At 71.3% G+C, this 25,463-nt stretch carries 19 protein-coding genes; 5 read left to right on the top strand and 14 right to left on the bottom strand.

Annotation, left to right across the window (positions count from 1 at the left end; translation table 11 throughout):
- Positions 1-40: 40 nt before the first annotated feature.
- From KBY47_RS11820 to KBY47_RS11840, 5 genes are all read right to left on the bottom strand, one after another.
- A complete protein-coding gene (locus KBY47_RS11820; RefSeq protein WP_210920992.1) occupies positions 41-1,915 on the bottom strand; it encodes an ATP-binding cassette domain-containing protein in 1,875 nt (624 codons plus the stop codon).
- 97 nt (positions 1,916-2,012) lie between these two features.
- Positions 2,013-2,771 (bottom strand): NUDIX domain-containing protein, encoded by a 759-nt coding sequence (locus KBY47_RS11825; protein ID WP_210920993.1) that lies wholly within the window; start codon positions 2,769-2,771, stop codon positions 2,013-2,015.
- 153 nt (positions 2,772-2,924) lie between these two features.
- Positions 2,925-5,033 carry a glycogen debranching N-terminal domain-containing protein gene (locus tag KBY47_RS11830; RefSeq protein WP_210920994.1) on the bottom strand — a complete coding sequence of 703 codons (2,109 nt, stop codon included), beginning with the start codon at positions 5,031-5,033 and terminating at the stop codon, positions 2,925-2,927.
- 263 nt (positions 5,034-5,296) lie between these two features.
- Positions 5,297-6,709, bottom strand: a complete 1,413-nt coding sequence (locus KBY47_RS11835) for a DUF4192 domain-containing protein (RefSeq protein WP_210920995.1) — start codon at positions 6,707-6,709, stop codon at positions 5,297-5,299.
- A 137-nt stretch (positions 6,710-6,846) separates the two neighbouring features.
- Positions 6,847-9,006 carry a RecQ family ATP-dependent DNA helicase gene (locus tag KBY47_RS11840; RefSeq protein WP_210920996.1) on the bottom strand — a complete coding sequence of 720 codons (2,160 nt, stop codon included), beginning with the start codon at positions 9,004-9,006 and terminating at the stop codon, positions 6,847-6,849.
- Positions 9,007-9,285: 279 nt separating this feature from the next.
- On the opposite strand from KBY47_RS11840, the gene KBY47_RS11845 reads away from it, so the two are divergent.
- Positions 9,286-9,921, top strand: coding sequence for a hypothetical protein (locus KBY47_RS11845; protein ID WP_210920997.1), 636 nt, complete (start codon positions 9,286-9,288; stop codon positions 9,919-9,921).
- 395 nt (positions 9,922-10,316) lie between these two features.
- Here KBY47_RS11845 and KBY47_RS11850 read toward each other — a convergent pair whose 3' ends face one another.
- From KBY47_RS11850 to KBY47_RS11860, 3 genes are all read right to left on the bottom strand, one after another.
- The gene (locus tag KBY47_RS11850; RefSeq protein ID WP_210920998.1) at positions 10,317-10,958 is read right to left on the bottom strand and encodes a hypothetical protein; all 642 of its coding nucleotides are present in this window, start codon (positions 10,956-10,958) and stop codon (positions 10,317-10,319) included.
- Positions 10,959-11,026: 68 nt separating this feature from the next.
- Positions 11,027-11,728 carry a ribonuclease HII gene (locus KBY47_RS11855; RefSeq protein ID WP_210920999.1) on the bottom strand — a complete coding sequence of 234 codons (702 nt, stop codon included), beginning with the start codon at positions 11,726-11,728 and terminating at the stop codon, positions 11,027-11,029.
- An 82-nt stretch (positions 11,729-11,810) separates the two neighbouring features.
- Positions 11,811-12,434: a TetR/AcrR family transcriptional regulator gene (locus tag KBY47_RS11860; protein ID WP_210921000.1), complete on the bottom strand. Its 624-nt coding sequence runs from the start codon at positions 12,432-12,434 to the stop codon at positions 11,811-11,813.
- Between the two features lie 187 nt (positions 12,435-12,621).
- On the opposite strand from KBY47_RS11860, the gene KBY47_RS11865 reads away from it, so the two are divergent.
- Entirely contained in the window at positions 12,622-14,169 is a 1,548-nt protein-coding gene (locus tag KBY47_RS11865) for an MFS transporter (protein WP_210921001.1), read from the top strand.
- Positions 14,170-14,501: 332 nt separating this feature from the next.
- Here KBY47_RS11865 and KBY47_RS11870 read toward each other — a convergent pair whose 3' ends face one another.
- From KBY47_RS11870 to KBY47_RS11880, 3 genes are all read right to left on the bottom strand, one after another.
- Positions 14,502-15,413: an ADP-ribosylglycohydrolase family protein gene (locus KBY47_RS11870; RefSeq protein WP_210921002.1), complete on the bottom strand. Its 912-nt coding sequence runs from the start codon at positions 15,411-15,413 to the stop codon at positions 14,502-14,504.
- Positions 15,414-15,425: 12 nt separating this feature from the next.
- Entirely contained in the window at positions 15,426-16,085 is a 660-nt protein-coding gene (locus KBY47_RS11875) for a histidine phosphatase family protein (protein WP_210921003.1), read from the bottom strand.
- Between the two features lie 82 nt (positions 16,086-16,167).
- Positions 16,168-16,773, bottom strand: a complete 606-nt coding sequence (locus tag KBY47_RS11880) for a YdbC family protein (protein ID WP_210921004.1) — start codon at positions 16,771-16,773, stop codon at positions 16,168-16,170.
- 149 nt (positions 16,774-16,922) lie between these two features.
- On the opposite strand from KBY47_RS11880, the gene KBY47_RS11885 reads away from it, so the two are divergent.
- Both KBY47_RS11885 and KBY47_RS11890 read left to right on the top strand, forming a co-directional pair.
- A complete protein-coding gene (locus KBY47_RS11885) occupies positions 16,923-17,456 on the top strand; it encodes a TerD family protein (protein ID WP_210921005.1) in 534 nt (177 codons plus the stop codon).
- Positions 17,457-17,554: 98 nt separating this feature from the next.
- Positions 17,555-18,139 (top strand): YrhB domain-containing protein, encoded by a 585-nt coding sequence (locus tag KBY47_RS11890; RefSeq protein ID WP_210921006.1) that lies wholly within the window; start codon positions 17,555-17,557, stop codon positions 18,137-18,139.
- 155 nt (positions 18,140-18,294) lie between these two features.
- Here KBY47_RS11890 and KBY47_RS11895 read toward each other — a convergent pair whose 3' ends face one another.
- Both KBY47_RS11895 and nrdR read right to left on the bottom strand, forming a co-directional pair.
- Positions 18,295-21,192, bottom strand: a complete 2,898-nt coding sequence (locus tag KBY47_RS11895; protein ID WP_210921007.1) for a vitamin B12-dependent ribonucleotide reductase — start codon at positions 21,190-21,192, stop codon at positions 18,295-18,297.
- A 171-nt stretch (positions 21,193-21,363) separates the two neighbouring features.
- A complete protein-coding gene (nrdR, locus tag KBY47_RS11900) occupies positions 21,364-21,918 on the bottom strand; it encodes a transcriptional regulator NrdR (RefSeq protein ID WP_210921008.1) in 555 nt (184 codons plus the stop codon).
- 596 nt (positions 21,919-22,514) lie between these two features.
- Between nrdR and lexA the strand changes: the two genes are divergently transcribed.
- Positions 22,515-23,294 carry a transcriptional repressor LexA gene (gene lexA / locus KBY47_RS11905; protein ID WP_208783605.1) on the top strand — a complete coding sequence of 260 codons (780 nt, stop codon included), beginning with the start codon at positions 22,515-22,517 and terminating at the stop codon, positions 23,292-23,294.
- A gap of 115 nt (positions 23,295-23,409) precedes the next feature.
- Here lexA and KBY47_RS11910 read toward each other — a convergent pair whose 3' ends face one another.
- Positions 23,410-25,395, bottom strand: coding sequence for an ATP-dependent DNA helicase (locus tag KBY47_RS11910; protein ID WP_210921009.1), 1,986 nt, complete (start codon positions 25,393-25,395; stop codon positions 23,410-23,412).
- Between the last annotated feature and the right edge of the window lie 68 nt (positions 25,396-25,463).

The raw sequence follows: 25,463 nt of genomic DNA on the forward strand, positions 1-25,463 counted from the left end.
AGTTGCGCACAGGTCGCAGCCGGAAGATGACGAAGGGTGGTCATCGGACTCTGCTGCGCACGGTCATGAACAGATATGCGCAGAGCAGAGCGGTCAGCGACAACATCAGGGCACCGCCCACAGGTTGGGCGACCATCCGCGCGGCAGCCGCCACATACCGCTCACCGCCGAAGGGCCACTGCGACAGCAACACCTCACGCAACCGCATCGGCCACCCCGTCGCGGCCCGCACGGACGGCCCTTCCAGCAGTCGCTGCACGAGCGGTACGACGAGGACCGGGACACAGACCACCGCCGCCAGCCCGGCGGTCGTGGACCGGAAGACCCCGGCCGCCAGCACCCCGGCCCAGGCGCACCCCACCACGAGCCCGATCCAACTCGCTCCAAGGGGCAGCCAGTCCGCGGGAACCTCGGCCAGCTCCCGTCCGTAGAACAGATAGAGCACTTCGGCGTCGCAGCCCACGGTGAGGACGGCCAGGACCAGCGCGGTGGCCGCGGCGACGAGGAGCTTGGCGGCCAGCAGCCCCAGTCGGCGGGGCACGGTGCCGCGATCCGCCGCCAGCGCGGGGTGGCGGAACTCGTCGCCGAAGGCCAGCGCCCCCAGCAGTCCCGCACCGAGCGCCGCGGGCGGCAGCGGCAGCTCCCGGGGCCAGGCGGCGAGCAGACGCTCCTGCGGGGTGTGCCCGATCCGCGCGAGGACCAAGGCGGTGACCACGGACACGACCAGCACCGCGGCGCCAGTGAGGAAGAGGGTGCTGATGCCGGTGGCCCGACGCAGCTCGTAGCGCAACGGCCGCAGCGGGCTGGGCGCGGGGCGGACGGAGATGGGGGGCGGGAGGGATGTGGATGCGGCGAGGGGTGTGAGGGGGGTGGGGCGCTGGGGGTTGTGGGGCTCTTGTTGCGCCGGAGGTTCCTGTGGCTGTTCCTGGTCTTGAGCCTCTTCCTGCTGTTCGTGTTCCTGTCGCGCTGGCGGCTCTTGAGGCTGAGGGGCTTCAGGGGACTGCCGTTGGGTATCGGTCGAGGCGCTCACTCCCGCTCCGGGCCCCATGTCTCCCGTCTCGTCGGCGAGTTGATGTACGAGAACGCCGTGCCGGAACGCGGTCTCGCCGACGTCGGCGCAGCTACTGCCGTACACCGAGAGGCGATTGCCGCCCTCCCGTACGACCTCGACCGACCGGTGCGCGGTGCGGGCTTCCTTCGTGAGCAGGGCGGCGAGGCGGGCCGCGTGGGGGCTGCGCACGGCGACCCGGGGGCGCAGCCGGGTGCGGGCGAAGTCGGCGGCGTGCTGGTCGGCGACGAGTCGGCCCCGGTCCAGCGTCACGACCCGGTCGGCGGTGCGAGCGGCCTCCTTCGGGTCGGCGGTGGTGAGCAGGACCGTGCCGCCCTGTGCGGCGTGTGCGCGGAGCGTGCCGTACAGCCAGTGGCTCTCGCGTGTGGTGAGACCTTCGGCCGGTTCGTCGAGGACGAGCGTGTGCGGGTCGGCCAGCAGCGCGCAGGCGAGACCGAGGCGGCGGTCCATTCCTAGCGAGAGTGTGCCGATCCGCTCGTCGCGCAGGCTGACCAGGCCGACGACCTCCAGCACCTCGTCGGCACGCCGGACCGGAACTCCCGCGGCGGCGCACAGCATTCGCAGATGGCCCCGGACGGTGCGGGCCGGATGGCCCGGCACATCGCCGAGCAGGACGCCGACTTCGCGCGACGGGTGGGCGATGCGGTGCAGCGGGCGGCCTCTGAAGTAGGTGACTCCACGGCCCTGTTGCAGCTCGAGCATCAGCCGCAGCGCCGTCGTCTTGCCCGCGTCGGCCGCTCCGAGCAGCGCGGTCACCTGGCCCGCGTGCGCCTCGAAGGAGACGTCGTCGACGGCGGGGGCAAGGCCCTTGCGGGGGTTGCTGGTCAGTCCGAAGGCCTGGATCACTCACAGCAAGATAGCGCCCTATGTCCGGTTTTTCGGGCACCGTGACCTCGCTCCCCGAGCCGGGGTGGCGGGTGACGGGTCGGTCCGGCGGGCGGTGCTACACCTCGGGCCGCAGCATCGGGGGATTGAGCAGTGTGGCCCCACCTGCCCGGAACAGCTGGGCGGGACGGCCGCCCTGGCGTGTGGTCGTGCCGCCGGTGGGGACGAGGAAGCCCGGGGTGCCGGTGACCTTGCGATGGAAATTCCGCGGGTCGAGCGCCACGCCCCACACCGCCTCGTAGACGCGGCGCAGCTCGCCCACAGTGAACTCGGGCGGGCAGAACGCGGTGGCGAGGGACGAGTACTCGATCTTGGAGCGGGCGCGCTCCACCCCGTCCGCGAGGATCTGGCCGTGGTCGAAGGCGAGCGGGGCGAGGGTTTCGCCGTCGCGTCCGTATCCGGCCTGCTGCAACAGTTCCTCGACCGGTGCCCAGCGCGCGTTGCTGGCGTCGCCTCCGGCGCGGGGTGCGGGCAGGTCGGGGGCGAGCGCCAGGTGGGCGACGCTGACCACCCGCATCCTGGGGTCGCGCTTGGGGTCACCGTAGGTCGCGAGCTGTTCCAGATGTGCGCCGTTGTCCTGGGCGGGGACGGCGGGGTCATGGACCCGCAGACCGGTCTCCTCGGCCAGCTCACGCGCGGCGGCCTGCGCCAGGTCCTCGTCGGCCCGTACGAAGCCGCCGGGCAGTGCCCAACGCCCCTGGAACGGGGGCTCGCCCCGGCGTACCGCCATCGCGCAGAGGGCGTGGCGTCGCACGGTCAGCACGACCAGGTCCACGGTGACGGCGAAGGGCGGAAAGGCTGACGGGTCGTAGGGCATGTGGCGATCATAGTCGTCTGCCTGACGATAAACACTCCCTTCATCAGCCGCATCAATGGCCGGTCCACCGCGTTTCGACCGGGCCGCACGGTTCGCTCCCGTTGGTCGTGCGCTGTGCCCGTCCTACGAGGTCGTCGGGTGCCCCGCGGAGGGTCATACGCCGAGTTGCAGTCCGTCCGCCGCCTCCTCGACCATGGCGAGGCCGAGTCGGCTGACGCGCACGGAGAAGGGCGCGCCCGCGACTCTCAGTCCCCGCAGTCCGATCTCGCCGAGGGGTGCGCTGCGCAGGGGCCGCAGTGTGACGGTGCCGGACGGGGCATCGGGGCGGATACCCGCCAGGGACGTCAGCAACAGGATCCCGGCGGCCGCGGAGGTCGCGGCCGGTCGGCAGGCCGCCGGGTGGGGCAGGGGGGCACTGCCGTCGGTGCGCCGCTCCCCCGCGTACATCTCGGGCAGCCGGTACTCGAACGCCTCGGCCGCCGCGAGGACGCCCCGCAGCAGTCCGCCGGCCTCCTTCTCGTATCCCGCCACCGCCAGGCCCGCCACGGCGGTCGCCGTCTCCCGCACCCGTACGGCCCCGGCGCGGTGGCCGAGCGGGTTGTACGCCGCTTCCCGCACCCCCAGTCCGCGCAGTCCCCAGCCGGAGTCCATGGCCGGGCTGCCGAGCAGCCGGGCGAGTTGTTCGCACTGCACGGCGTCGAGCAGCCCCGGCGCGTACGTGCCACCCCCGAGCAGGCCGGTGTCGAGGAGGTGGGCGGCGGCCGAGCCGAGCTGGGGCAGCGGGCGGCCGTCGGGTGCGCGGGCGGCGGCGGGCCGTCCGCCTCCCGGTGTGTCGATCCAGAAGTCCTTCCGGAACGCCGCCCGTAACGCTCGGGCCCACTGCCGTAGTCCGGCGGCGCCGGGTCTGCCGCAGGCGTCGAGCAGATCGGCTCCGAGCAGGGCGGCCCGGTGGGCGTGTGCCTGTGTTTCGCAGCGGGCGTGGCCGCCCGGCCTTGGATCGCACAAGTACACACCCTCGCCCACGCTGCTCCGCAGCCAGTCCAGACAGCGTTCGGCCGCGGGCAGCAGTTCCTCGGTCTCGGTGTCGGGCAGGCCCCAGCGGCGGGCCTCTGCGAGGAGCGCGGGGAACAGCAGGGTGGCTTCCGTCCCCGTGCAGCCCGGTGGCAGCTGGGGGCCCGTGTCGCGGTGCGGCCCGGGGATCATGCCGGACTGGGGGCCGGGGCCCGTGCGTTGGCTGCGGGCCAGGGTGCGCAGGGTGCCTGCGGCGAGGCGGGTACCGAGGGGCAGGGCCATCCGGGCCGCCGCGAGCGCCTCGGCCGGGGCCAGGCCGCAGCGCCAGGGTGCTCCGGCGGCGAGGTGGGTGTCGGCGGGGTGCGCGGGGTAGCGGACCAGCAGTCCCTGGAGGTCCGCGATACCGGCGCGCATCAGCGCTTCGGCGCGGTGGTCGTCGCCCGTCACCCGGGCCGCAGCGAGGGGACTGGTGGCCGTCTGTCCGGCCGCCCGGAGGGGCCCCGCGCCTTCCGGGCGCACTCTGAGTTCGACGCTGGCACTGCCGTGCGGGGGCAGTTCGAACTCCCAGCGCAGCAGTCCGGCGGAGGCCAGCGCGTCGGTGGGCGGTGGGTCGGCGGTGACCGATGCCGCGCCTGTGGGGCAGGACCAGCGCAGGCCGGAGTCATGGACGCTGGCGGGCAGTTCGGGCCCCGCGCCGCCGGACGCGATGGCGCCCAGGAGTGCCAGGTCCGTGCCGAGGGCGACCTCGACGGGCAGCCGTAGCGGGCGGTTGGCGGCGCTGTGCAGGGTGATCCGTTCGGTGCCGTCGGCGTGCCGGTTCCGTTCGACGAGGAGGTCCGGGTCCGGTCCGGTGTGCGGCGAGGCTCGCACGGTGCCCACGAAGCGGGCTCGATCGGCTCCGGCCATCCGGGCCTGCACGGCGAGCGGTTCCCGTCCGGCCACTCGGAGCCGGCAGCGGGAGAGCACTCGGCGTCCGGCCCGGTAGAAGCCTTCGAGTCCCCGGCCGGTCAGCTGCCCGTGCTCGGCGGACACCGCCAGTCCCGGGAGGGCGACACAGATGAGGGCGTTGTGCGCGGGGGGCAGCTCGACGGTCGGGGGTGGGCCCGTGCGGGGGTTCCGTCCGGGTGTGGCCCCGGCCTTGGCTGGTGTCGGGAGACTGTCCTCCTTCAGCGCATGGATCGTCCTCTTGCCGCCCTGGGGATGTGATGTGCGGTCGTCGTCGGCGGCGGAGGGCGGAGTCGGCTGGTGCATCGGGCGGCTTCCTCTGCGCTCTGTGTGCCTCGGAGGTGCTGGGCGCCTGGCGGGGGCTCCGGGAGGACATGGAGGGTGCGACGGGCGGCCCTGCGCGGGCGTTCCACCACTCAGGTGAACGGAACCGCGCTCGTCCAGGTCACGGCCGCGCCACTCCACACCCGACGAATCGCGGCCCAGCGCCGCCCCGTCCTCGCGCGCGTCCCCACCTGTGTCCTCTCCCAGCGGCTCCGTCCGACGGGGAACGCGGAGGCCGGATGCGATCATGCTTCCCCCTCGGTGCCGCCGTTCACCGGCGTCCCGTCTCCGGTACGGCTGCCGCGACGCTGCCGGGCCGACCGGAGCACCGAGGCATGGGGCCGGGTCCTTCCGGTGCGGGTGTCGGACGGCCTGGTGCGTCCGGCCCGGCCGCCGCCCGGGCGGGTGTCTCCTCCCGGCGGCTGTGGGCCTGGGGCGGTGGAACTCGGCCCTGACGCGACGTCTCCGGGCCGGGCCCGCCGCGCGGAGGCCGCCTCCGGTGCCTCGTCGGTGGTGACGTCCCGGTCTTCTCGTTCGGCGCGCAGGCAGCGTCGTACCGATTCCGGGTCGAGGCCCTCGTTGACCGCCTGGTGGAGAAGCCGGGCGAAGAGGTAGTCGGGGTCGGCGCCCAGGGCCATGGCGAGGGCCTCGCGTGCCTCGATGTCGTCGCCGGTGGACCAGGCGACCCAGCCGGCCAGGGTGAGCGGCGCGGCGGCGTGCTCGGTGTAGGAGCCGACGCAGCGCCGGGCCAGGGCCCGCCAGAGGCGCATCGCGGGACCGGCCTCGTCTCCCTCCATCCACTCGGCGGCGCGGTCGCGGGTCGTACGGTCCTGGAGTCCGAGGATCAGGGTCGCGGCTTCGTCGTGGCTGATCAGTTCGTCGTCACGGAGGTCTGCCTGCGGGGTGCCGGAGACCGGCGGTGCCGCGGCGAGGCGGGCCATGAGCCGCGCCGCCAGTTCCAGGGTCTCCTCCGCGACCCGCTCACGGCTCGTCTCGTCGAGGATCCTCCGCACCAGGGTGAGGCCCGCGGTGTCGAGCGCGGCCTCCTGTGCCGGGACGAGGGCGGTCTCCCGGGGCAGCAGCCGGGCGCGCAGCTCCCGGAGGGTGCCCCGCACCTGGAGTCCGGCGTAGGTGGCTGCCGCGGCCAGCACGGAGGTGCCGGGCAGGCCCATCGGTGCTCCCTCGGGCGGGCAACAGCCCTCGATCTCGCAGCAGTACGACCAGAAGCGGGTGTCGGAGATGCAGAGGGCGTCGATCACGGGGACGTCGAGGTGGCCGCACTCGATGCGGAGCTGGTGAATGAGTGGCCGCAGTCGCTCCATGACCTGGCGGCCCGTTTCGCCGGGCGAGGGTTCCTGGCAGACGTAGGCGACCATCTGCTCGGGGCGTGTGCCCCTGCGCTCGCTGCCCTTCACCAGGCCGTGCGCCAGTTGCCTCACCACGGACGGCCAGTCGTCGGGGTTGGTCGGGATGCCGAGGCGGGCCCGGCCACCGAACCGGCCGCGTCCGCCCTGGTCGTGGAGGGCGACCAGCACGATGCTGTCCTCGGGACGGTACCCGAGCAGGTAGGGCAGGGCGTCGGCCAGCTCGGCCGGGGTGCGCAGGGTGATCTGGTGGGGGGCGAGGTCGCCGTCGTAGGCACTGTCGTGATGTGTCATGCGTCGACGATCTCGCGGACTACAAGGTTCCGCTTGGGTCTGTGGATAACTCCGATCAGGGACGCGTCAGGACGCGTCGATCGAGGTCCGACGCCACGAATCGGGAGAACGGGTGATGAGTTCTCGGGCCCGAGAGATCAGCCCGCCGACGCCAGGACCAGCGGAAGCACCTCCTTGCCCCCTGCCCGGCGGAGGAGGCGGGCGGCGACGGCGAGCGTCCAGCCGGAGTCGGTGTAGTCGTCCACGAGCAGCACGGGGCCCTCGGCGGTCCTCAGCGCGTCTGCCAGTTCGCCGGAGACGGTGAAGGCACTGGACAGCGCCCTGACGCGCTGGGCTGAGTTGCTGCGGCGTGCCGTGTGCGCGCCGTCCGGCCCCGTGTACGTCAAAGTGCCCAGGAAGGGGAGGCGGCCGACGCTCGCGATGCCCTGGGCGAGGGAGCCGACCAGTTGCGGACGGGTCAGGGACGGCACGGAGACGACGCCCACCGGCCGGGCGGAGGCGTCCGGGGCGTTCGACGCCCAGCCACCCGGGGAGCGCGCCCAGTCGGCGAGGACCGCCACCGCCGCCCTGAGGACGTCGTCCGGGACGGGCCCGTCGGACGCGTTCTCGGCCAGCAGGGGGCGTAGCCGGTTGCCCCAGCCGATGTCCGAGAGGCGTCCCAGGGCCCGGCCGGTGGAGCACTGTTCCTTGGCGGGGATACGGCCCTTGAGTTCGATGCCCAGTGCGGGCAGCCCCGTGGGCCACATCCGGCGCGGCTCGACCTCCACGCCCGGCCGGTCCAGCTCCTTCACCGCGCCCGTGAGCGTCTCCGCCGAGACCGAGGGATCGGCCCAGGCTCCGGCGCAGTTGTCGCAGCGTCCGCAGGGAGCGGCCCCTTCGTCGTCCAGTTGCCGCCGCAGGAACTCCATCCGGCACGCGTCCGTGCTCACGTAGTCGCGCATGGCCTGCTGCTCGGCGGTGCGCTGGCGGGCCACCCACGCGTACCGTTCGGCGTCGTAGACCCACTGCTGGCCGGTGGAGATCCAGCCGCCCTTCACGCGCTTGACCGCGCCGTCCACGTCGAGCACCTTGAGCATGGTCTCCAGGCGGGTGCGCCGCAGGTCGACCAGGGCCTCCAGGGCGGGCACGGACAGCGGGCGGCCAGCGTCGGCGAGCGCCGCGAGGGTCTGGCGTACCTGTGCCTCGGGCGGGAAGGCCGTGTCGGCGAAGTAGCGCCAGATGGCCTCGTCCTCCTTGCCCGGCAGCAGCAGCACGTCGGCGTGCGCCACGCCGCGGCCCGCGCGCCCCACCTGCTGGTAATAGGCGATCGGTGAGGACGGCGAGCCGAGGTGCACCACGAAGCCCAGGTCTGGCTTGTCGAAGCCCATGCCGAGCGCCGAGGTGGCCACCAGTGCCTTGACCCGGTTCTCCAGCAGGTCCGCCTCGGCCTGGAGCCGGTCGGCGTTCTCCGTGCGCCCCGTGTACGAGGCCACCGGGAAGCCGCGCTGCCGCAGGAAGGCGGTGGCCTCCTCCGCCGCGGCCACCGTCAGCGCGTAGACGATCCCGGAGCCCGGCAACTCGTCCAGGTGCTCGGCGAGCCAGGCCAGACGGTGAGCGGCGTCCGGCAGCCGGACCACGCCCAGCCGCAGGCTCTCCCGGTCGAGCGGCCCGCGCAGCACCAACGCCTCCCCCGCGCCCGTGCCCAGTTGCTCGGCGACGTCGGCGGTCACGCGCGCGTTGGCCGTCGCCGTGGTCGCCAGCACCGGCACGCCGGGGGCCAGCTCGGCGAGCATCGCCCGCAGCCTCCGGTAGTCGGGCCGGAAGTCATGTCCCCAGTCGGAGATGCAGTGCGCCTCGTCGACCACCAGCAGGCCGGTGGTGGCCGCGAGCCTGGGCAGCAAGTGCTCGCGGAAGTCGACGGAATTGAGCCGCTCCGGGCTCACCAGGAGGACGTCGGTCTCACCCCGCTCGACCTCCTGGTGGATGGTGTCCCACTCCTCCGGATTGGCGGAGTTGATGGTGCGCGCGTTGATCCCGGCCCGCGCCGCCGACTCGACCTGGTTGCGCATGAGCGCCAGCAGGGGCGAGACGATCACCGTCGGTCCCGACCCCCTGCGCCGCAGCAGGGCGGTGGCGACGAAGTACACCGCCGACTTGCCCCAGCCGGTGCGCTGGACCACCAGGGCGCGTCGGCGCTCCCGCACCAGGGCCGCCACGGCCTGCCACTGGTCCTCCCGCAACCGCGCCGGACCTCCAGGGTCCCCGACCAGCTCGGCGAGGATGGCGTCGGCTTCGGCCCGTAGCTCCAGATCGTCCATGTCCCCATGCAACCCGATGACACTGACAATCGGCCACCTCGACGGTGATCGACTCCGACGCGTCGCCCGCCGCTCCAGCGGGTAGGGATATAAGCCACTCAACACCCCATAAGGATCGGTGACCTCAATTGCTCGTTGCCGCATCCCAGTTCGACAGGAAGAATTGAAGTCCGCTCCCCGCACGGCTCGGCACCGTGATCCGGCAGAGCCTCGCTGCGGTGTGCGTTCCCCCGATTCCCATGACGCCCGCAGTGTGGGCGCGTAGCCGAAGGGAGGATCGTGACCTTCGGATTTGCTCCGTCCTCCGCGGCATCCACGTCGACATCCGCCGACCTGTCCGCCGCTTCCGCGAACCCCGTGGCCCGCATGCTCGAACCCGCGGAGTGGGCGGCCGCGGGGATCCCCTTGCTGCGCAACCCGCGCGAGGTCGTCAGCGGACTGCACGCGCGTCATCGGCCCAGACCGGCGACCGCGATCGTCGCGGTCCTGGACCCGGACGAGCGCCTGCGTGCCAGCGCCTCGTTCATCCGGCGCCCGGCCCCGGCGGACGGCTGGATGTTCCGCAACGCGCTCCTCTCGCAGCTGCGCCGGGTCATACCGCACGACCTGCGCCGCCGTACGCCGGTGCGCACGGCCGTGCTGCTCTACTGCCGCGAGGGCGACGCGCGTTGGACGGAGGAGGACGGCGCGTGGATGTGGGGGCTGCGTGACGCCTGCACGCTGCACGGCCTGCGCTGTGGGGCGTACATCACTCTGACCCGCGACGGCTGGCAGGTGCTCGGCGAGGGGCGCGGCGGACGCCGTCCCAGCGCGGACTCACCGCCGGAGCCCTTCGCGACCTCCGAGGCACCGCCTCCGCCACTGCGTACCGGCGGTGCCGCCTCGGAGGTCCTGCGCCGCGCGGCGGCCCGCTGAGCCGTCCCGGAGCTGCCCTGGCGCGGGAGCATCACGCCCCGCGCAGACCAACGGCGGGCTTCCTGTTCGTACGCGATGAGCGAGTGCGCTCCGTGCGCCGGATGCGGAATCCGTCACTGGGCGCGCGGGTGCGCCTGTACGACGGCTGCGGAGGGACCGGCCGAAGCGGGCCAGCCGCCCCGCACCCTCCGTTTTCGAGACACCGGGACCGGGACCGCACAGCCGCGCCCGGCCGATCCGGAGATCGGCTCCAGGCACGGGCACGTCACCGCTCCGGGAGGGGGGGACGGAGCCCAGGCCGTTCGGCGCGCATGCCGAGGCGACCACCGTGCTCCTGCCGCGACACCAGCCCGCAGCCGCCACCCGGCAGCCCTTGCGGGCGTGCCGGGAGCGGCTCAGACGCCCGCGCCCAGTACGGCGTTGATCTGCTGCGGGTCGCCGCAGACGATCAGCAGGGCACCGGCCCGGCTGAGGGCAAGCGGGAGGGCGGCCGCGGCGACGGAGTCGGAGCCGCCGTTGACGGCGACGACCACGACCGGCCGGGACGCGGCCCGCTCGGCGACGGCGGCATCGGTGTAGAAGACGTCGTCACCGGCGTCGTGCTGCGCCCAGTACGACGTGTCTCCGAAGGACAGTTCATGGGCGGCCCACGGGTGCGGTTCGCCGGTGGTGATCACCAGCACGTCACCCGGGGTGCGCCCGGACTCCAGCAGCAGGTCCACGGCTTCCTCGGCGGCGTCGAGCGCGCCGGCGGCGGTGGCCGGGATGAGCTGGATCTGCGGAGTCCGCGAAGCCCCGCCGGAGGGGGCGGGGGCTACGGGGCCCGACGCACCGGGCTTGGCCGCAGCCACGTCACGGGGCGTCCGCCCGACCGGCGGCGCGGGCCGGTGCGGACCGGGACGGCCGGGACGCGGCGGAGCCGCGGGGCGGGGGCCGGGTACGGGACGAGGGGTCGGCGCGGTACGGCCACTGGCCGGAGTGGCGCGGGGACCCTGGGCACTCTCGTGAATCTGAGGCTCCTCGGGGATGAGAGGCATGAGCTGATGTTAATCAAACGTTGGTGCGGCTCGCGTCGGCGGGTGGCACATACGTGCGAGCGGAATCGTCAGAAATCGAAGCCGAGCTGGCCCTCGATCTCCGGAACGCTTCCCTCCGCCCAGCTGCGGACCTTCTTGAGGTGCCGCCACTGGGGCAGCGCATCAAGATACGCCCACGACAAACGGTGGTGCGGGGTGGGTCCCCACTCCGCCAGTGCGGCCTTGTGCACGGGCGACGGATACCCGGCGTTGTCCGCAAAACCGAAGTGTGCATGTTCGACACCCAGTTCGGCCATCATTTTGTCGCGCTGCACCTTGGCGATCACGGACGCCGCGGCGACCGCCACACAGGACTGGTCGCCCTTGATCACCGTCCGGACCCGCCAGGGAGTTCCGAGGTAGTCGTGCTTGCCGTCGAGGATCACCGCCTCCGGGCGGACCGGCAGGGCCTCCAGGGCGCGCACCGCCGCCAATCGCAGCGCCGCGGTCATGCCCAGGCTGTCGATCTCCTCCGGCGAGGCGTGCCCCAGGGCGTACGACGTCACCCACTTGTGGAGTTCCAGGGCCAGATCGGTCCGTCGCTTGACGGTGAGCAGCTTGGAGTCGGTGAGGCCTTCGGGCGGTCGACGCAGTCCGGTGACCGCCGCACAGACGGTCACGGGGCCGGCCCAGGCCCCGCGGCCCACCTCGTCGACACCGGCAATGATCTTCGCTCCGGTCGTGGCCCGCAGGGAGCGTTCGACGGTGTGAGTAGGCGGTTCGTACGGCATGGCGCCCTTAGCGTACGCCGCCCGGAACTCCCGGCGACACCCCGGTTCCCCTGACCCGCTTCGAACCCCGAGCGGCTCCGCCTCACTCCCCGGCCGGCCGTAGCAGCGGCACCATCAACTGATCGACCAGTTCGCCGATTTCCGGGTCGCTCCATTCGCAGCCGCACATCTTCGATCGGTACATCATCATGGCCGGTACCGCGTCGCAGACGTAGCCGTTCGCCGCGTCGGCCCGGACCTCTCCCCGCTCGATGCCGCGGACGATGACATCGCGCAACAGCTTGACCGTAGGCTCCACGACACCGTCGATGATGACGCTGTGGAACCGCTCCGCCTGGAGGTTGTCGCATTCGTGAATGACCGACCGCAGGGCGAGACCGGTGCGCGAGAACATGGCGTCGCGCGCCTGCCGACAGAGCGCGAGCAGGTCCTCGCGGACGCTGCCCAGGTCCTGCGCCGCTTCCAGACGGGGCAGTCCGGCCTGTAGCGCGTCGGCCACGAGGTCCTCCTTCGACGGCCAGCGGCGGTACACGGCGGCCTTGCCGGTCTGGGCGCCGGCGGCCACGCCCTCCATCGTGAGGCCGTTCCAGCCGACCGTACTGAGCTGCTCCAGCGCGGCGTCGAGAATCGCACGTTCGAGCACGGCACCGCGCCGACGGGGAGTGGCCGCCTGAGCGGAGGCGGCCGTCCAGCGCGAAGTAACCATTCGATTGTCTCCAGCGAACAGTGGAAGCGGGGGTTCCGGGGATGCGGTGTTCGCCGCGCGAGGACGGCGGGGGACACGCAATGCCGGCGGGGCCGGAGTGAACGGTTGCGTTCACTACCGGGGACTCACTACCGTGAGAACGACAGTGAACGCAGCCGTTCACTAAAGCGCTCGTGGGGGACCCATAGTGACAACCTCTCAAATCCTTCAGGACACCAAACCGGGTGCGGCTCGTCGGCAGGGGCGTCCCGGCATCGCACTCACCGTCATCGCGGCCTGCCAACTCATGGTGGTACTGGACGCGACGATTGTGAACATCGCGCTTCCGCACATTCAAGACGCGCTCCAGTTCAGCACGACCGATCTGACGTGGGTGGTCAGCGCGTACACCCTCACCTTCGGCGGTCTGCTGCTGCTGGGCGCCAGGGCCGGTGACATCCTCGGCCGCCGCCGGGTCTTCATGACCGGGATCCTGCTCTTCACCTTCGCCTCGCTGCTCGGCGGACTCGCCCAGGAGCCCTGGCAGCTGCTGGCCGCCCGGGCGCTCCAGGGCGTGGGCGGCGCGATCGCGTCGCCGACCTCGCTCGCCCTCATCACCACCACGTTCCGTGAAGGGCCGGAGCGAAACCGCGCCTTCGGTGTCTTCGCCGCGGTCTCCGCGGGGGGTGGCGCCATCGGCCTGCTCACCGGCGGCATGCTCACGGAATGGCTCGACTGGCGCTGGGTGCTCTTCGTCAACGTGCCCATCGGTGTGCTGATCGCCGTGCTCACCCCGCTCTACATCAACGAGTCCGAACGGCACCCCGGGCGCTTCGACATCGCGGGTGCCCTGACATCGACGCTGGGCATGGCCTCGCTCGTGTACGGCTTCATCCGGGCGGCGGAGGAGGGCTGGCGGGACAACCTGACCGTCGGGTCCTTCGGTGCCGCGCTGGTGCTCCTGCTGACCTTCGTGTTCACCGAGATGCGGGCCAAGGAGCCGATCACACCGCTGAAGATGTTCGCGGAACGCAACCGCTCCGGCACGTACGTGATCATGCTGAGCCTGGCCGCGGCGATGTTCGGGATGTTCTTCTACATCGTGCTGTTCGTACAGAACGTGCTCGGCTACAGCCCGATCAAGGCGGGCCTGGCCTTCCTGCCCGTCACCGTCGCGATCGTCATCGGCGCCGGTCTGTCGCAGCGCTTCCTGCCGACCCTCGGACCCAAGCCCTTCATGGTCGGCGGCTCGGCGCTGGTGGCGGTCGGGCTGGTGTGGCAGACCTTCATCAGCCCGGACAGCTCGTACGCCGGTGGTGTGCTCGGCCCCATGCTGGTGTTCGGCTTCGGAATGGGTCTGAACTTCGTGACCGCGACGGTCACCGCGGTGTCGGGGGTCGCCCCGCACGAGGCGGGTGCGGCGTCCGGCCTGCTCAACGCCACACAGCAGGTCGGCGGGTCGCTGGGGCTGTCGATCCTGACCACCGTCTTCGGCACCGCCAGCAAGAACGAGGCGGAGAAGCAGATCCCGCAGTTCCTCGCCGAGAGCACCCCCGAGCAGCAGGCGGAGTTCGCGCGGACACATCAGCTGCCCGCGCCCTGGGGCCACGAGGTGCTGGCCCAGGGGATCTCGACGGCCTTCGTCCCGGCCGCGGCGATGGCCGTGCTCGCACTGGTCACCGCCTGGCTGGTGATCCGGGTCCGCAAGAGCGACCTGGAAGCCCTCTCCGGTACGGCTGGCCCGATGGCCGGGTGACCGACGCGTAGGGCGACTGCCTGCCGTGCCTGGCTGCGGACGGGCGGCGGCGGGAGGGACGGCAACGGGACGAGTGGGAATGGGGCGGGTGGCGGCGGCACACGCCGACCGGCGCCCGCTTCCGACCGGGGCCGGTCCCGCCGCCAGGGCACCGGCGATCACGAACAGCACGAGCACAGCCACCCACCACCCCTCCATGACACCCCCACTCGCCCACAGAAATCCACCGGTCGCACCGGTTGCACCGGTCGCACAGCGGATGTCATCACAACGAGCGGGCAGTCACGGAGAGTTCCCACCGCACACGGAAAGTCGCGACGCGTTCCCGGTGCCTAGCCCTGCGCGGCGGTCGGCATCCAGTCCGGGAACGACTCCGTCCGCTCCGCCCAGGCGGCGGGCGGCGCACCCGCCTTCCCCGCGGCGACGACACCGCCCACGATGGCGCAGGTGGTGTCCACGTCCCCACCCACCTGGGCGGTCGTCCAGAAGGCGGTCTCATAGTCGCTCAGGGACCGGGCGGCCGACCACAGCGCGAACGGCACCGTGTCGTGCGCCGTCGTACGCCGTCCGCAGCCGAGCACCGCCGCGACCGTGGCGGCGTCACCGTAGTCGAGCATGTCCCGGGCGCGGCGCAGTCCCGCGCCGACGGCGCTCTTGGGGACGAGGGCGATGACGCCGTCGAGCAGCGCTTCGGCGCTGGGCGGTCCGCCGGGGGCCGCGGCCAGCGCGGCGGCGGCAGCCACGGCCATGGCGCCGACGACGGCCTCGCGGTGCTGGTGCGTGGGATAGGCCGAGATCTCCGCCTGGTGTGTGGCCTGCTCCGGATCGGAGGCGTACCAGGCACCCAGCGGGGCGATCCGCATCGCCGCGCCGTTGCCCCAGGACCCCTGTCCGTTGAAGAGCGCGGCGGCCAGCTCCCGCCAGTCGCCACCCTCGCGCACGAGCCGCAGCAGCCGGTTGACCGCGGGACCGTACCCCCGGTCGAAGTCATGGTGCTCGGCGAAGGAGCGGGCCAGGGCGTCCTGGTCGATGCGGTGGTGGGCGGCGAGGACGGCGACCACGGAGCACGCCATTTCCGTGTCGTCGGTCCACTGCCAGGGTGCGGCGGGCAGCTCGCGGCGCTTCAGCAGCGGATAGTTCACCGGGACGAAGAACTGTGAGCCCAGCGCGTCTCCCACCGCGAGTCCGCGCAGGCTGGCCAGGGCGCGGTCCAGGCGCCGGTCGGAGGAGGAGTCAGCGGTCATCGCTCTGCCACTCTATCCGGTGATCCCGTACGGTTCCGGGTCCCGCCAGCGTTCGAACGGCCGGTCGAGCACGTACTTGCCGTCGTCTCCCAGAACGAGCATCCGCACCTCACCGTTCCCCGGATTGGACAGCGACTCGAACTCCGCGACGGTCCAGTGGAACCAGCGCATGCAGAACAGGCGCATGGCCAGGCCGTGGGTCACTATCAGTACGTTCGGCGGGTGGTCGGGCGCCTCGAAGCTGCGGAACAGGCTCTCCAGGAAGCCGCCGACCCGGTCGTAGACGTCGGCGCCGCTCTCCCCCTGGGCGAAGCGGTAGAAGAAGTGCCCGTAGGCGTCCCGGTACGCCTTCTGGAGGCGTACGTCGTCCCGGTCCTGCCAGTTTCCCCAGTCCTGCTCCCGCAGCCGGGGTTCCTCGCGCACCCGTATCCGCTCGGGGTCGAGGCGGAAGGCGTGGAGGGTCTCGTGCGTACGCCGGTAGGGGGAGACGTAGACGCTGACGCGTTCCCGCCCGAACAGCTCGCGCAGTTGTTTGCCCGTCTCCTCGGCCTGCCGTCGGCCACGCTCGGTCAGGGCGAGCGCGTGGTCGGGCTCGCGCTCGTACACGGAGTCGTCGATATTGCCCGTTGACTCGCCGTGCCGGACAAGGACGATGCGCCGTGGTCGTGCCATGCCGGAAACCCTAGATCGACTGACGGCGGGTCGAGCACCCGTACGGGCTCCATACGGCGTAGGTCACACATTTTCTCCACCGTCAGACGGTCCAGGTCGGCTCCATGTCGACGATGTCGCCCGTGAGGGCGGCTATGTCCGCCTCGGTCTGTGCGCGCAGCGCGAGCCGCTCCACGCGCTCGGTGCGGTACTTGCCGTGCTCGGCGGCCGACTTCCACATCGAAAGGATGAGGAACTCGTTGCCGGGTGCCTCGCCGAACAGTCCCCGGACCATGCCGGGTGAACCGGCCATCGCGGGGTTCCAGACCTTCTCCTGCATGAGCGTGAAGTGCTCGGCGCGCTCCTCGTGGACGCGGCAGTGGGCCACACGGATCAGGTCCGCGTCCGTGAAGCGCGGTTCGAAGCCGGTCTTCACGTCGAAGCGGTGGTCGAACAGGGTGGCCTGCGCGTCCTTGAAGGTGCCCGACTGGGTTGCCGCGAGCCGGTCATGGGAGCGCGCCATGAACGAGTCGTAGAAGGCACGGCTCTCCCAGAAGGCGAAGACGTGCGCCACCCCCGGGCGCCCGCGGCTCCAACCACCGCCCTGCCCCCGGAATCCCGGCTCCCCCAGAAGCCCCGCCCACTTTCGCTGCCCCCGCTCGAAGCCGCGGCGGTCCACCACGGTGCAGCGAATCCACTTGACCAGCACCGCGCCATCGTAAGGCCAGGGGACGTGGCCTCGGTCACGCTCAGGCGGAGATCACGCGGGCGGTACGGCACGCGCGCGTGGCAGGATGGACAACCAGCCTGATATGTCCGCCAATTGGCGCTGAGGCACACGGAGAAGGGGGAAGTCCGGTGAACGGCCTCATCAAGGGGATCCACAAGGTCGAGGTCTCGGTGAAGTGGGATCCCAGTCCGGCGGGGCAGCCGCCCACCGATCTGGACATAGTCGCCGCGACCTACCACGCGACGGATCCGTACGGCGATCCCGCCCATGTGGTGCACTTCGACAGCCGTTCCCCCGACGGCACCATCCATCTGAACCGCGACAGCAAGGACGGCAAGGGCTTCGGCTGGGACGAGGTCCTGACGGTGGAGTTCGACCGGATCGACAAGCGGTACGCGCGCGTGGTGGTCGGTGTCGTCATCCAGCAGCGCCCCGGTCCGCGGACGTTCGTCAGCGTGATCAACCCGGCGCTGCTCATCCGCGAGGGGTACACCGACCTCGCCACGGACGACTTCGGTGCCGTGCTCGGTGCGACCGCGGCGACGGTGGCGGAGTTCGTTCGCGACGACTCCGGGGCGTGGGACTTCCGTCCGGGCGTCCACGGCTTCGAGGACGACCCGGCCTCCTTCACCCGCGTCATGGGGGCGCACCGCCGCCCCTGAACCGATGACGAGGAGGGCACCGGCCTCGTGACCGGCGCCCTCCTCCTCAGGGACTACTTTGCTGGCCGAGAGAGGGGCCCGTGAGGGACGCTGCGGATGTGATCGAGCGAGAGGCCGCCGTTCGGGCTGTCGAGGACCAGCTGGAGCGCGACTGTCAGCGGTGGCGGGCCACGGGTGTGGACGCGATGCGGATGGCCGTGGTCGACGTCGAGGAGCACGAGCTGGTGTGGATCGTCTCCTGGACCTCCGAGGAGTTCATTCGCACTGGGAACCCTGAGTTCATGCTGGCCGGTAACGGGCCGTACCTGGTCGACCGCGTCGACGGCGGACTGCACCAGATCGGCGTCGTCTCCGCGGTGACCGGGGAGTGGGAAACCGACTATCGAGCCCGGATACGTGGGCTCCCGGTGCGCACCGCCGTAGACGATCTGCACGACGCGCTGCGCGAAGTCGCCGCCGGGCGCGGACGCTTGCACGCGGTGCGGACGCTGCGCCAGAAGCTCCCCGTGCTCTCGCCCGCGGAGGCCATCGCATACGTGAGCGGCTTGCTGGACGGTGACGTACCCGAGGGTCTCCTGGCCGTCGCCACCAAGGAACTCGTGGAGCCTCTCAACCCGGTGTTTGCCGTGAAGACGGTCCTGAGCGGTGCAGCGATCCGAGCCAGTCGGAGACCCGAGGGCTGACCGGAAAGCCAGTCGGCCGGGGCGGCGGGCGGCGAAAAGGCACGCTGAGCTACCGCGACGCCAGCGGGGCGCCAGCCCTAAGGCTGGCGCCCCTTCTGGTGTCAGTGATCAGCGGTCACGTCGAGTGTCGTGGTCGACGTGCCCCCCGTTCGCTCTCAGCTGCAACCGCTCGTCGAGCCGCAGCCCTCGCAGATGTAGCAGGAACCGGCCCGCTGCATCTTCGTGCCGCAGGAGAAGCACAGGGGGGCGTCGGCCTGGATGCCCAGCTGCATCTCCACCAGTTCGGCGCTGGTGTGGGCCTGCTGCGGGGCGGGCTTGGCCGCCTCGGTCTCGGCCTTGGGGGTGGCGACGGCCTTCAGGTCGGTCTGCCGGGGGGCCGACTGGGCCAGGCCCTCGACGTCCATGTCCTCGTCGTCGAGCGGCTCGTAGGAGCCGGTCTCCAGGTGACGCTGGCGCTCCTCGGCGGAGTGGATGCCGAGCGCCGAGCGCGTCTCGAAGGGCAGGAAGTCGAGCGCCAGGCGGCGGAAGATGTAGTCGACGATCGACTGCGCCATCCGCACGTCCGGGTCGTCCGTCATACCGGCGGGCTCGAAGCGCATGTTGGTGAACTTCGAGACGTAGGTCTCCAGCGGCACGCCGTACTGGAGGCCGACCGAGACGGCGATGGAGAAGGCGTCCATCATGCCCGCGAGGGTCGAGCCCTGCTTGGACATCTTCAGGAAGACCTCGCCGAGGCCGTCGTCCGGGTAGGAGTTGGCGGTCATGTAGCCCTCGGCGCCGCCGACCGTGAAGGACGTGGTGATGCCGGGGCGGCCCTTGGGGAGGCGCTTGCGGACCGGGCGGTACTCGACGACCTTCTCGACCTTGGTGGGCTCGACGGCGGTCGAGGCCTCGGTCTTCTCCTCCGCGGGCTCCTTCTTCTTGGCGGAGAGCGGCTGGCCGACCTTGCAGTTGTCCCGGTAGATGGCGAGCGCCTTGACGCCCAGCTTCCACGCCTCAAAGTAGATCTCCTCGACCTCCTCAACGGTCGCCGTCTCCGGCATGTTGACCGTCTTGGAGATGGCGCCGGAGATCCAGGGCTGGATCGCGGCCATCATGCGGACGTGGCCCATCGGGGAGATGGCGCGCTCGCCCATGGCGCAGTCGAACACCTCGTAGTGCTCGGGCTTGAGGCCGGGGGCGTCGATCACATTGCCGTGGTCGGCGATGTGGGCGACGATCGCCTCGATCTGCTCCTCCTGGTAGCCCAGGCGGCGCAGGGCCTGCGGGACGGTGCCGTTGACGATCTGCATCGAGCCGCCGCCGACCAGCTTCTTGAACTTGACCAGGGCGAGGTCGGGCTCGACACCGGTGGTGTCGCAGGACATCGCCAGGCCGATGGTGCCGGTGGGCGCGAGTACGGACGCCTGCGAGTTGCGGAAGCCGTTCTTCTCGCCGAGGCGGATCACGTCCTGCCAGGCCTCCGTGGCGGCGGCCCAGACCGGGGTGTCCAGGTCGTCCATGCGGACGGCCGTGCCGTTGGCGTCGGAGTGCTGCTTCATGACGCGCTTGTGGGCGTCGGCGTTGCGGGCGTAGCCGTCGTAGGTGCCGACGACCGCGGCGAGTTCGGCGGAGCGGCGGTAGGCCGTACCCGTCATCAGGGAGGTGATGGCACCGGCCAGGGCGCGGCCGCCGTCGGAGTCGTAGGCGTGGCCGGTCGCCATCAGCAGGGCGCCGAGGTTGGCGTAGCCGATGCCGAGCTGGCGGAACGCGCGGGTGTTCTCGCCGATCTTCTGGGTGGGGAAGTCCGCGAAGGAGATGGAGATGTCCATCGCGGTGATGACCAGCTCGACGACCTTCTGGAAGCGCTCGGTCTCGAAGGACTGGTTGCCCTTACCGTCGTCCTTCAGGAACTTCATCAGGTTCAGCGAGGCCAGGTTGCAGGACGTGTTGTCCAGGTGCATGTACTCGCTGCACGGGTTCGACGCGGTGATCCGGCCGGACTCGGGGCAGGTGTGCCAGTTGTTGATGGTGTCGTCGTACTGGATGCCGGGGTCGGCGCAGGCCCAGGCGGCCTCGGCGATCTTGCGGAAGAGCGCCTTGGCGTCGACCTCCTCGATGACCTCGCCGGTCATCCGGGCGCGCAGCCCGAACTGGCCGCCCTGCTCCACGGCCGTCATGAACTCGTCGTTCACCCGGACCGAGTTGTTGGCGTTCTGGTACTGGACCGACGTGATGTCGTCGCCGCCCAGGTCCATGTCGAAGCCCGCGTCGCGCAGGACGCGGATCTTCTCCTCTTCCTTGACCTTGGTCTCGATGAAGTCCTCGATGTCGGGGTGGTCCACGTCGAGGACGACCATCTTGGCGGCACGCCGGGTGGCGCCACCGGACTTGATGGTTCCGGCGGAGGCGTCGGCGCCCCGCATGAAGGAGACCGGGCCGGAGGCGTTGCCGCCGGAGGACAGCAGTTCCTTGGAGGAACGGATCCGGGAGAGGTTCAGGCCGGCGCCGGAGCCGCCCTTGAAGATCATGCCCTCTTCCTTGTACCAGTCGAGGATCGACTCCATGGAGTCGTCGACGGACAGGATGAAGCAGGCGGACACCTGCTGGGGCTGGGTGGTGCCGACGTTGAACCAGACGGGGCTGTTGAAGCTGAAGATCTGGTGCAGGAGGGCGTAGGCCAGTTCGTGCTCGAAGATCTCCGCGTCGGCGGGCGAGGCGAAGTACTTGTGGTCCTCACCGGCCTTCCGGTACGTCTTCACGATGCGGTCGATCAGCTGCTTCAGGCCGGTCTCGCGCTGCGGGGTGCCGAGGGCACCGCGGAAGTACTTGCTGGTGACGATGTTGACCGCGTTCACCGACCAGAAGTCGGGGAACTCGACGCCACGCTGCTCGAAGTTGACCGAGCCGTCGCGCCAGTTGGTCATGACGACGTCACGGCGCTCCCACGACACCTCGTCGTACGGGTGCACGCCGGGAGTGGTGTGGATGCGCTCGATACGCAGTCCCTTGGTGGCCTTCGCTCCCTTTGCCCGGGAACCTCGCGCTGCCGGACCGCTCGCCGTCTCTGTCATGCCGCCTCCCTGTACGGGCGAAAACGCCCTGAAGTGCCCCGATGTTCCCGTGGCACGGTGTTCTGTCTGGTGTTGCGGGCACCCTCTGGCCGCTGCCCGCAACAGGTCTTCGATCGCCGCCGACGGATCAGGGGGCCGAGCCCGCACTCCTCGTCGGCCCCGGCCCGCCGGTCAGTCGGCGGCGCCCGCGGGCTCGGGGACCTGCCCGGTCCCCCCCGGCCCGCTTCCGTCTTGCCGGCCCCCGTCGGCCACGTCTTCGTCGTCCGTGGCAGGGTGTCCCGTCTTCTGCTCCCTCAGCTCCACGATCGCCGCCTCGAAGTCCTCGAGCGAGTCGAACGCCCGGTAGACGGAGGCGAATCGCAGATAGGCGACGAGGTCCAGTTCCTGCAAGGGGCCGAGTATGGCCAGCCCCACCTCGTGGGCGGCCACCTCGGCGCTACCGCTGGCCCGCACCGCCTCCTCGACCCGCTGGCCGAGCTGGGCGAGCGCGTCCTCGGTGACAGGCCGTCCCTGGCATGCCTTGCGCACACCGTTGATGACCTTGGTACGGCTGAAGGGCTCGGTGACTCCGGACCGCTTCACCACCATGAGCGAACACGTCTCCACGGTCGTGAAACGACGGGAGCAGTCCGGGCACTGGCGGCGCCTGCGGATCGACGTGCCGTCGTCGGTCGTACGACTGTCGACGACGCGGCTGTCGGGGTGCCTGCAGAAGGGGCAGTGCATGTACTCCAACCCTCCTCACAGCAGACTCAATAGCCTCGCTGGACCCCAGGGGCCCCACGAAGCAGCCACCAGCATAGGCGATCGTCGCGGGCTCCAAGACCCGGGGGACCACAACTTCTGGGCTGCTGTTGCCATCCAACCACTAGATGTGGGGATTGGCCCGTACATCCGGACCTATCGCGCGTGTCGCCCACGCATGGGAGTCGGGTGGCCACCCTGTGCCAGCAGGCCATCGCCCGGGCTCGACCGCGACCCCTCCGCTCCCGGCCGTATCGCGGCGCGGTTTACGGGGATACCGTGAGCGCCATCGGGAAGAGGCGTGGGACTCTCGCGCAGATCTTCCGTGCGGACGAGGGCCGGTGCCCGGTTGACGGGACACCGGATGGCAGACTGGGGCGCGCCCCGGCAGGGGCGCCGCCTCGGCGGGGAAGCGTACAGCAATGAGCGCTTTTGTCTGCACGGCGGCGCGTCACCCATACACCTGGACACGTGATTAAGTACGGCGATTCGCGTTTTTTCACTCGAACGTGTGTTTGGCGCAACCTTTCGAAAGCAACTACCGTTGTGCAGCAGGGAGACCATCGAGAGGGGCCGACGTGACCACCACCGCAGACAGCGCCACCATCACCGCCCAGGACCGCTCCCAGGGCCGACTCGAGCCGGTGCATGCCATGAACGAAGCCGTGAATCCCGAGGGGCACAAGCGCTCCTTGCCTGGCCGACCTCCAGGCATCCGGGCGGACAGCTCCGGGCTCACCGACCGGCAGCGCCGGGTGATCGAGGTCATCAGGGACTCCGTGCAGCGGCGCGGTTACCCGCCGTCCATGCGGGAGATCGGTCAGGCGGTCGGCCTGTCCAGCACGTCCTCGGTCGCACACCAGCTCATGGCGCTGGAGCGCAAGGGCTTCCTGCGCCGCGACCCGCACCGCCCGCGTGCCTACGAGGTGCGCGGCTCCGACCAGGCCGCCACCGTGCAGCCCACGGACACCGCGGGCAAGCCCGCCGCGTCGTACGTGCCGCTGGTCGGCCGGATCGCCGCCGGTGGCCCGATCCTCGCCGAGGAGTCGGTGGAGGACGTCTTCCCCCTCCCCCGGCAGCTGGTCGGCGACGGTGAGCTGTTCGTCCTCAAGGTCGTCGGCGATTCCATGATCGAGGCCGCCATCTGCGACGGCGACTGGGTCACGGTCCGTCGCCAGCCGGTCGCCGAGAACGGCGACATCGTGGCCGCCATGCTCGACGGCGAGGCCACCGTCAAGCGCTTCAAGCGCGAGGACGGCCACGTGTGGCTCCTCCCGCACAACTCGGCGTACGAGCCCATCCCGGGCGACGACGCCACCATCCTCGGCAAGGTGGTGGCCGTTCTGCGCCGCGTCTGACGCCGCGGTCGGCGGGCCGTCGACCCGCCCCCTCCTGACCAGGCCCCGGAACCCCTGCGCCGGTTCCGGGGTCCTGCTGTGTGCCCGGACGATCGGTCCGGCCCGGCAGCCCGTATCAGGCCTCCGTCTCCGCCTCCGCCTTCTGTGCCGCCGCGTCGATGGCCGCCAGCGACCTGCGGACCTGGTTCGGGTCCGTCGTGTACCAGAAGTCGGGCATGGACGCCTTGAGGTAGCTGCCGTACCGGGCAGTGGCCAGCCTCTGGTCGAGCACGGCGACCACGCCGCGGTCCCCCGAGGCGCGCACCAGCCGACCGGCGCCCTGGGCCATCAGCAGGGCGGCGTGGGTGGCGGCCACCGCCATGAAGCCGTTGCCGCCGCCCTCCTCCACGGCCTTCTGCCGCGCGCTCATCAGCGGGTCGTCGGGACGCGGGAACGGGATCTTGTCCATCACGACCAACTGGCAGCTGGGCCCCGGGACGTCGACGCCCTGCCAGAGGGAGAGCGTGCCGAACAGGCACGTCCTCGGGTCGGCGGCGAAGTTCTTGATCAGCTCGCCCAGGGTCTCCTCGCCCTGGAGGAGGATCGGGAACTCGGGGACCCGGGAGCGCAGCTCCTCCGCGGCGAGCTGGGCCGCCCGCATCGAGGAGAACAGCCCCAGGGTGCGTCCCCCGGCCGCCTGGATCAGCTCCGTCAGCTCCTCCAGCATGTCCGCCCGGTCGCCGTCCCGCGCGGGCCGCGACAGGTGCTTGGCGACGTACAGGATGCCCTGCTTGCGGTAGTCGAAGGGGGAGCCGACGTCCACGCCCTTCCACTGCGGTACGTCGTCGCCTTCCGTGCCCTCGGGGGCGAGCCCGAGCGAGGCGCCGACGCCGTTGAAGTCGCCGCCCAGCTTCAGGGTGGCGGACGTCAGGACCACGGAGCGGTCGGCGAAGAGCTTCTCGCGCAGCAGGCCCGCGACGGACATCGGTGCGACGCGCAGGGAGGCGCCGAAGCGGTCGTGGCGCTCGTACCAGACGACGTCCCACTCGGAGCCGTTGACGATCCGCTCCGAGACGTCGTGGACGGTCTCGACGGAGGCCAGCGCCTGCTTGCGGACCGCGTCCTCGTCCTGCACGGACTTGTCGCGGGTCGCGCCGATGGCCGAGATCACCGTGCGGCAGGCGTCGCGCAATGCCATCAGGGCGTAGGCGAGGTCCTCCGGGATCTCCTCCAGACGGCCGGGCAGGGCCAGCTCCATCAACCGCTCGAAGCCCTCGGCGGCGGTCTGGAGCTGGTCGGCGGCCTTCTCGTTCACGAGCTTGGCGGCGCGGCGCACCGCGCGGTTGACCTGCCCGGGGGTCAGCTCACCGGTGGCGACGCCGGTCACGCGCGAGACCAGCTCATGGGCCTCGTCGACGATCAGGACCTCGTGCTGGGGCAGTACGGGGGCGCCCTCGATGGCGTCGATCGCGAGCAGGGCGTGGTTGGTGACGACGACCTCGGCGAGCTTGGCGCGCTCCCGGGCCATCTCGGCGAAGCACTCGGCACCGTAGGCACACTTCGAGGCGCCCAGGCACTCCCGCGAGGAGACCGACACCTGCGCCCAGGCACGGTCGGAGACGCCGGGCGTGAGGTCGTCCCGGTCGCCGTTCTCCGTCTCGTCGGACCAGTCACGCAGGCGCAGCAGGTCCTGGCCCAGCTTGCTGGTGGGCGCGGCCGCCTCGAACTGGTCGAACAGGCCCTCCTCCTCGTCCTGCGGGACGCCCTCGTGCAGCCGGTGCAGACAGAGGTAGTTCGACCTGCCCTTGAGCATGGCGAACTCCGGGCGGCGGCGCAGCAGCGGGTGCAGCGCGTCGACGGTGCGCGGCAGGTCGCGTTCGACGAGCTGGCGCTGGAGCGCCAGGGTCGCGGTCGCGACGACGACCCGCTCCCCCTGGGCGAGCGCGGGCACCAGGTAGCCCAGCGACTTACCGGTGCCGGTGCCGGCCTGGACCAGCAGGTGCGAGCCGCCGTCGATCGCGTCCGCGACGGCTTCGGCCATGGTCACCTGGCCGGGGCGCTCCGTGCCGCCGACGGCGGTGACGGCGGCGTGCAGGAGTTCAGGGAGTGAGGGCTTCGTCATAGCGCGACCACCCTACGGCCAGGCACTGACAAACGAGTGATCGTGGCGGGAGGGAGGGGTGGGATCAG

Origin of the sequence: Streptomyces sp. B93, from assembly GCF_018070565.1 — a bacterium.
GTDB lineage: Bacteria > Actinomycetota > Actinomycetes > Streptomycetales > Streptomycetaceae > Streptomyces.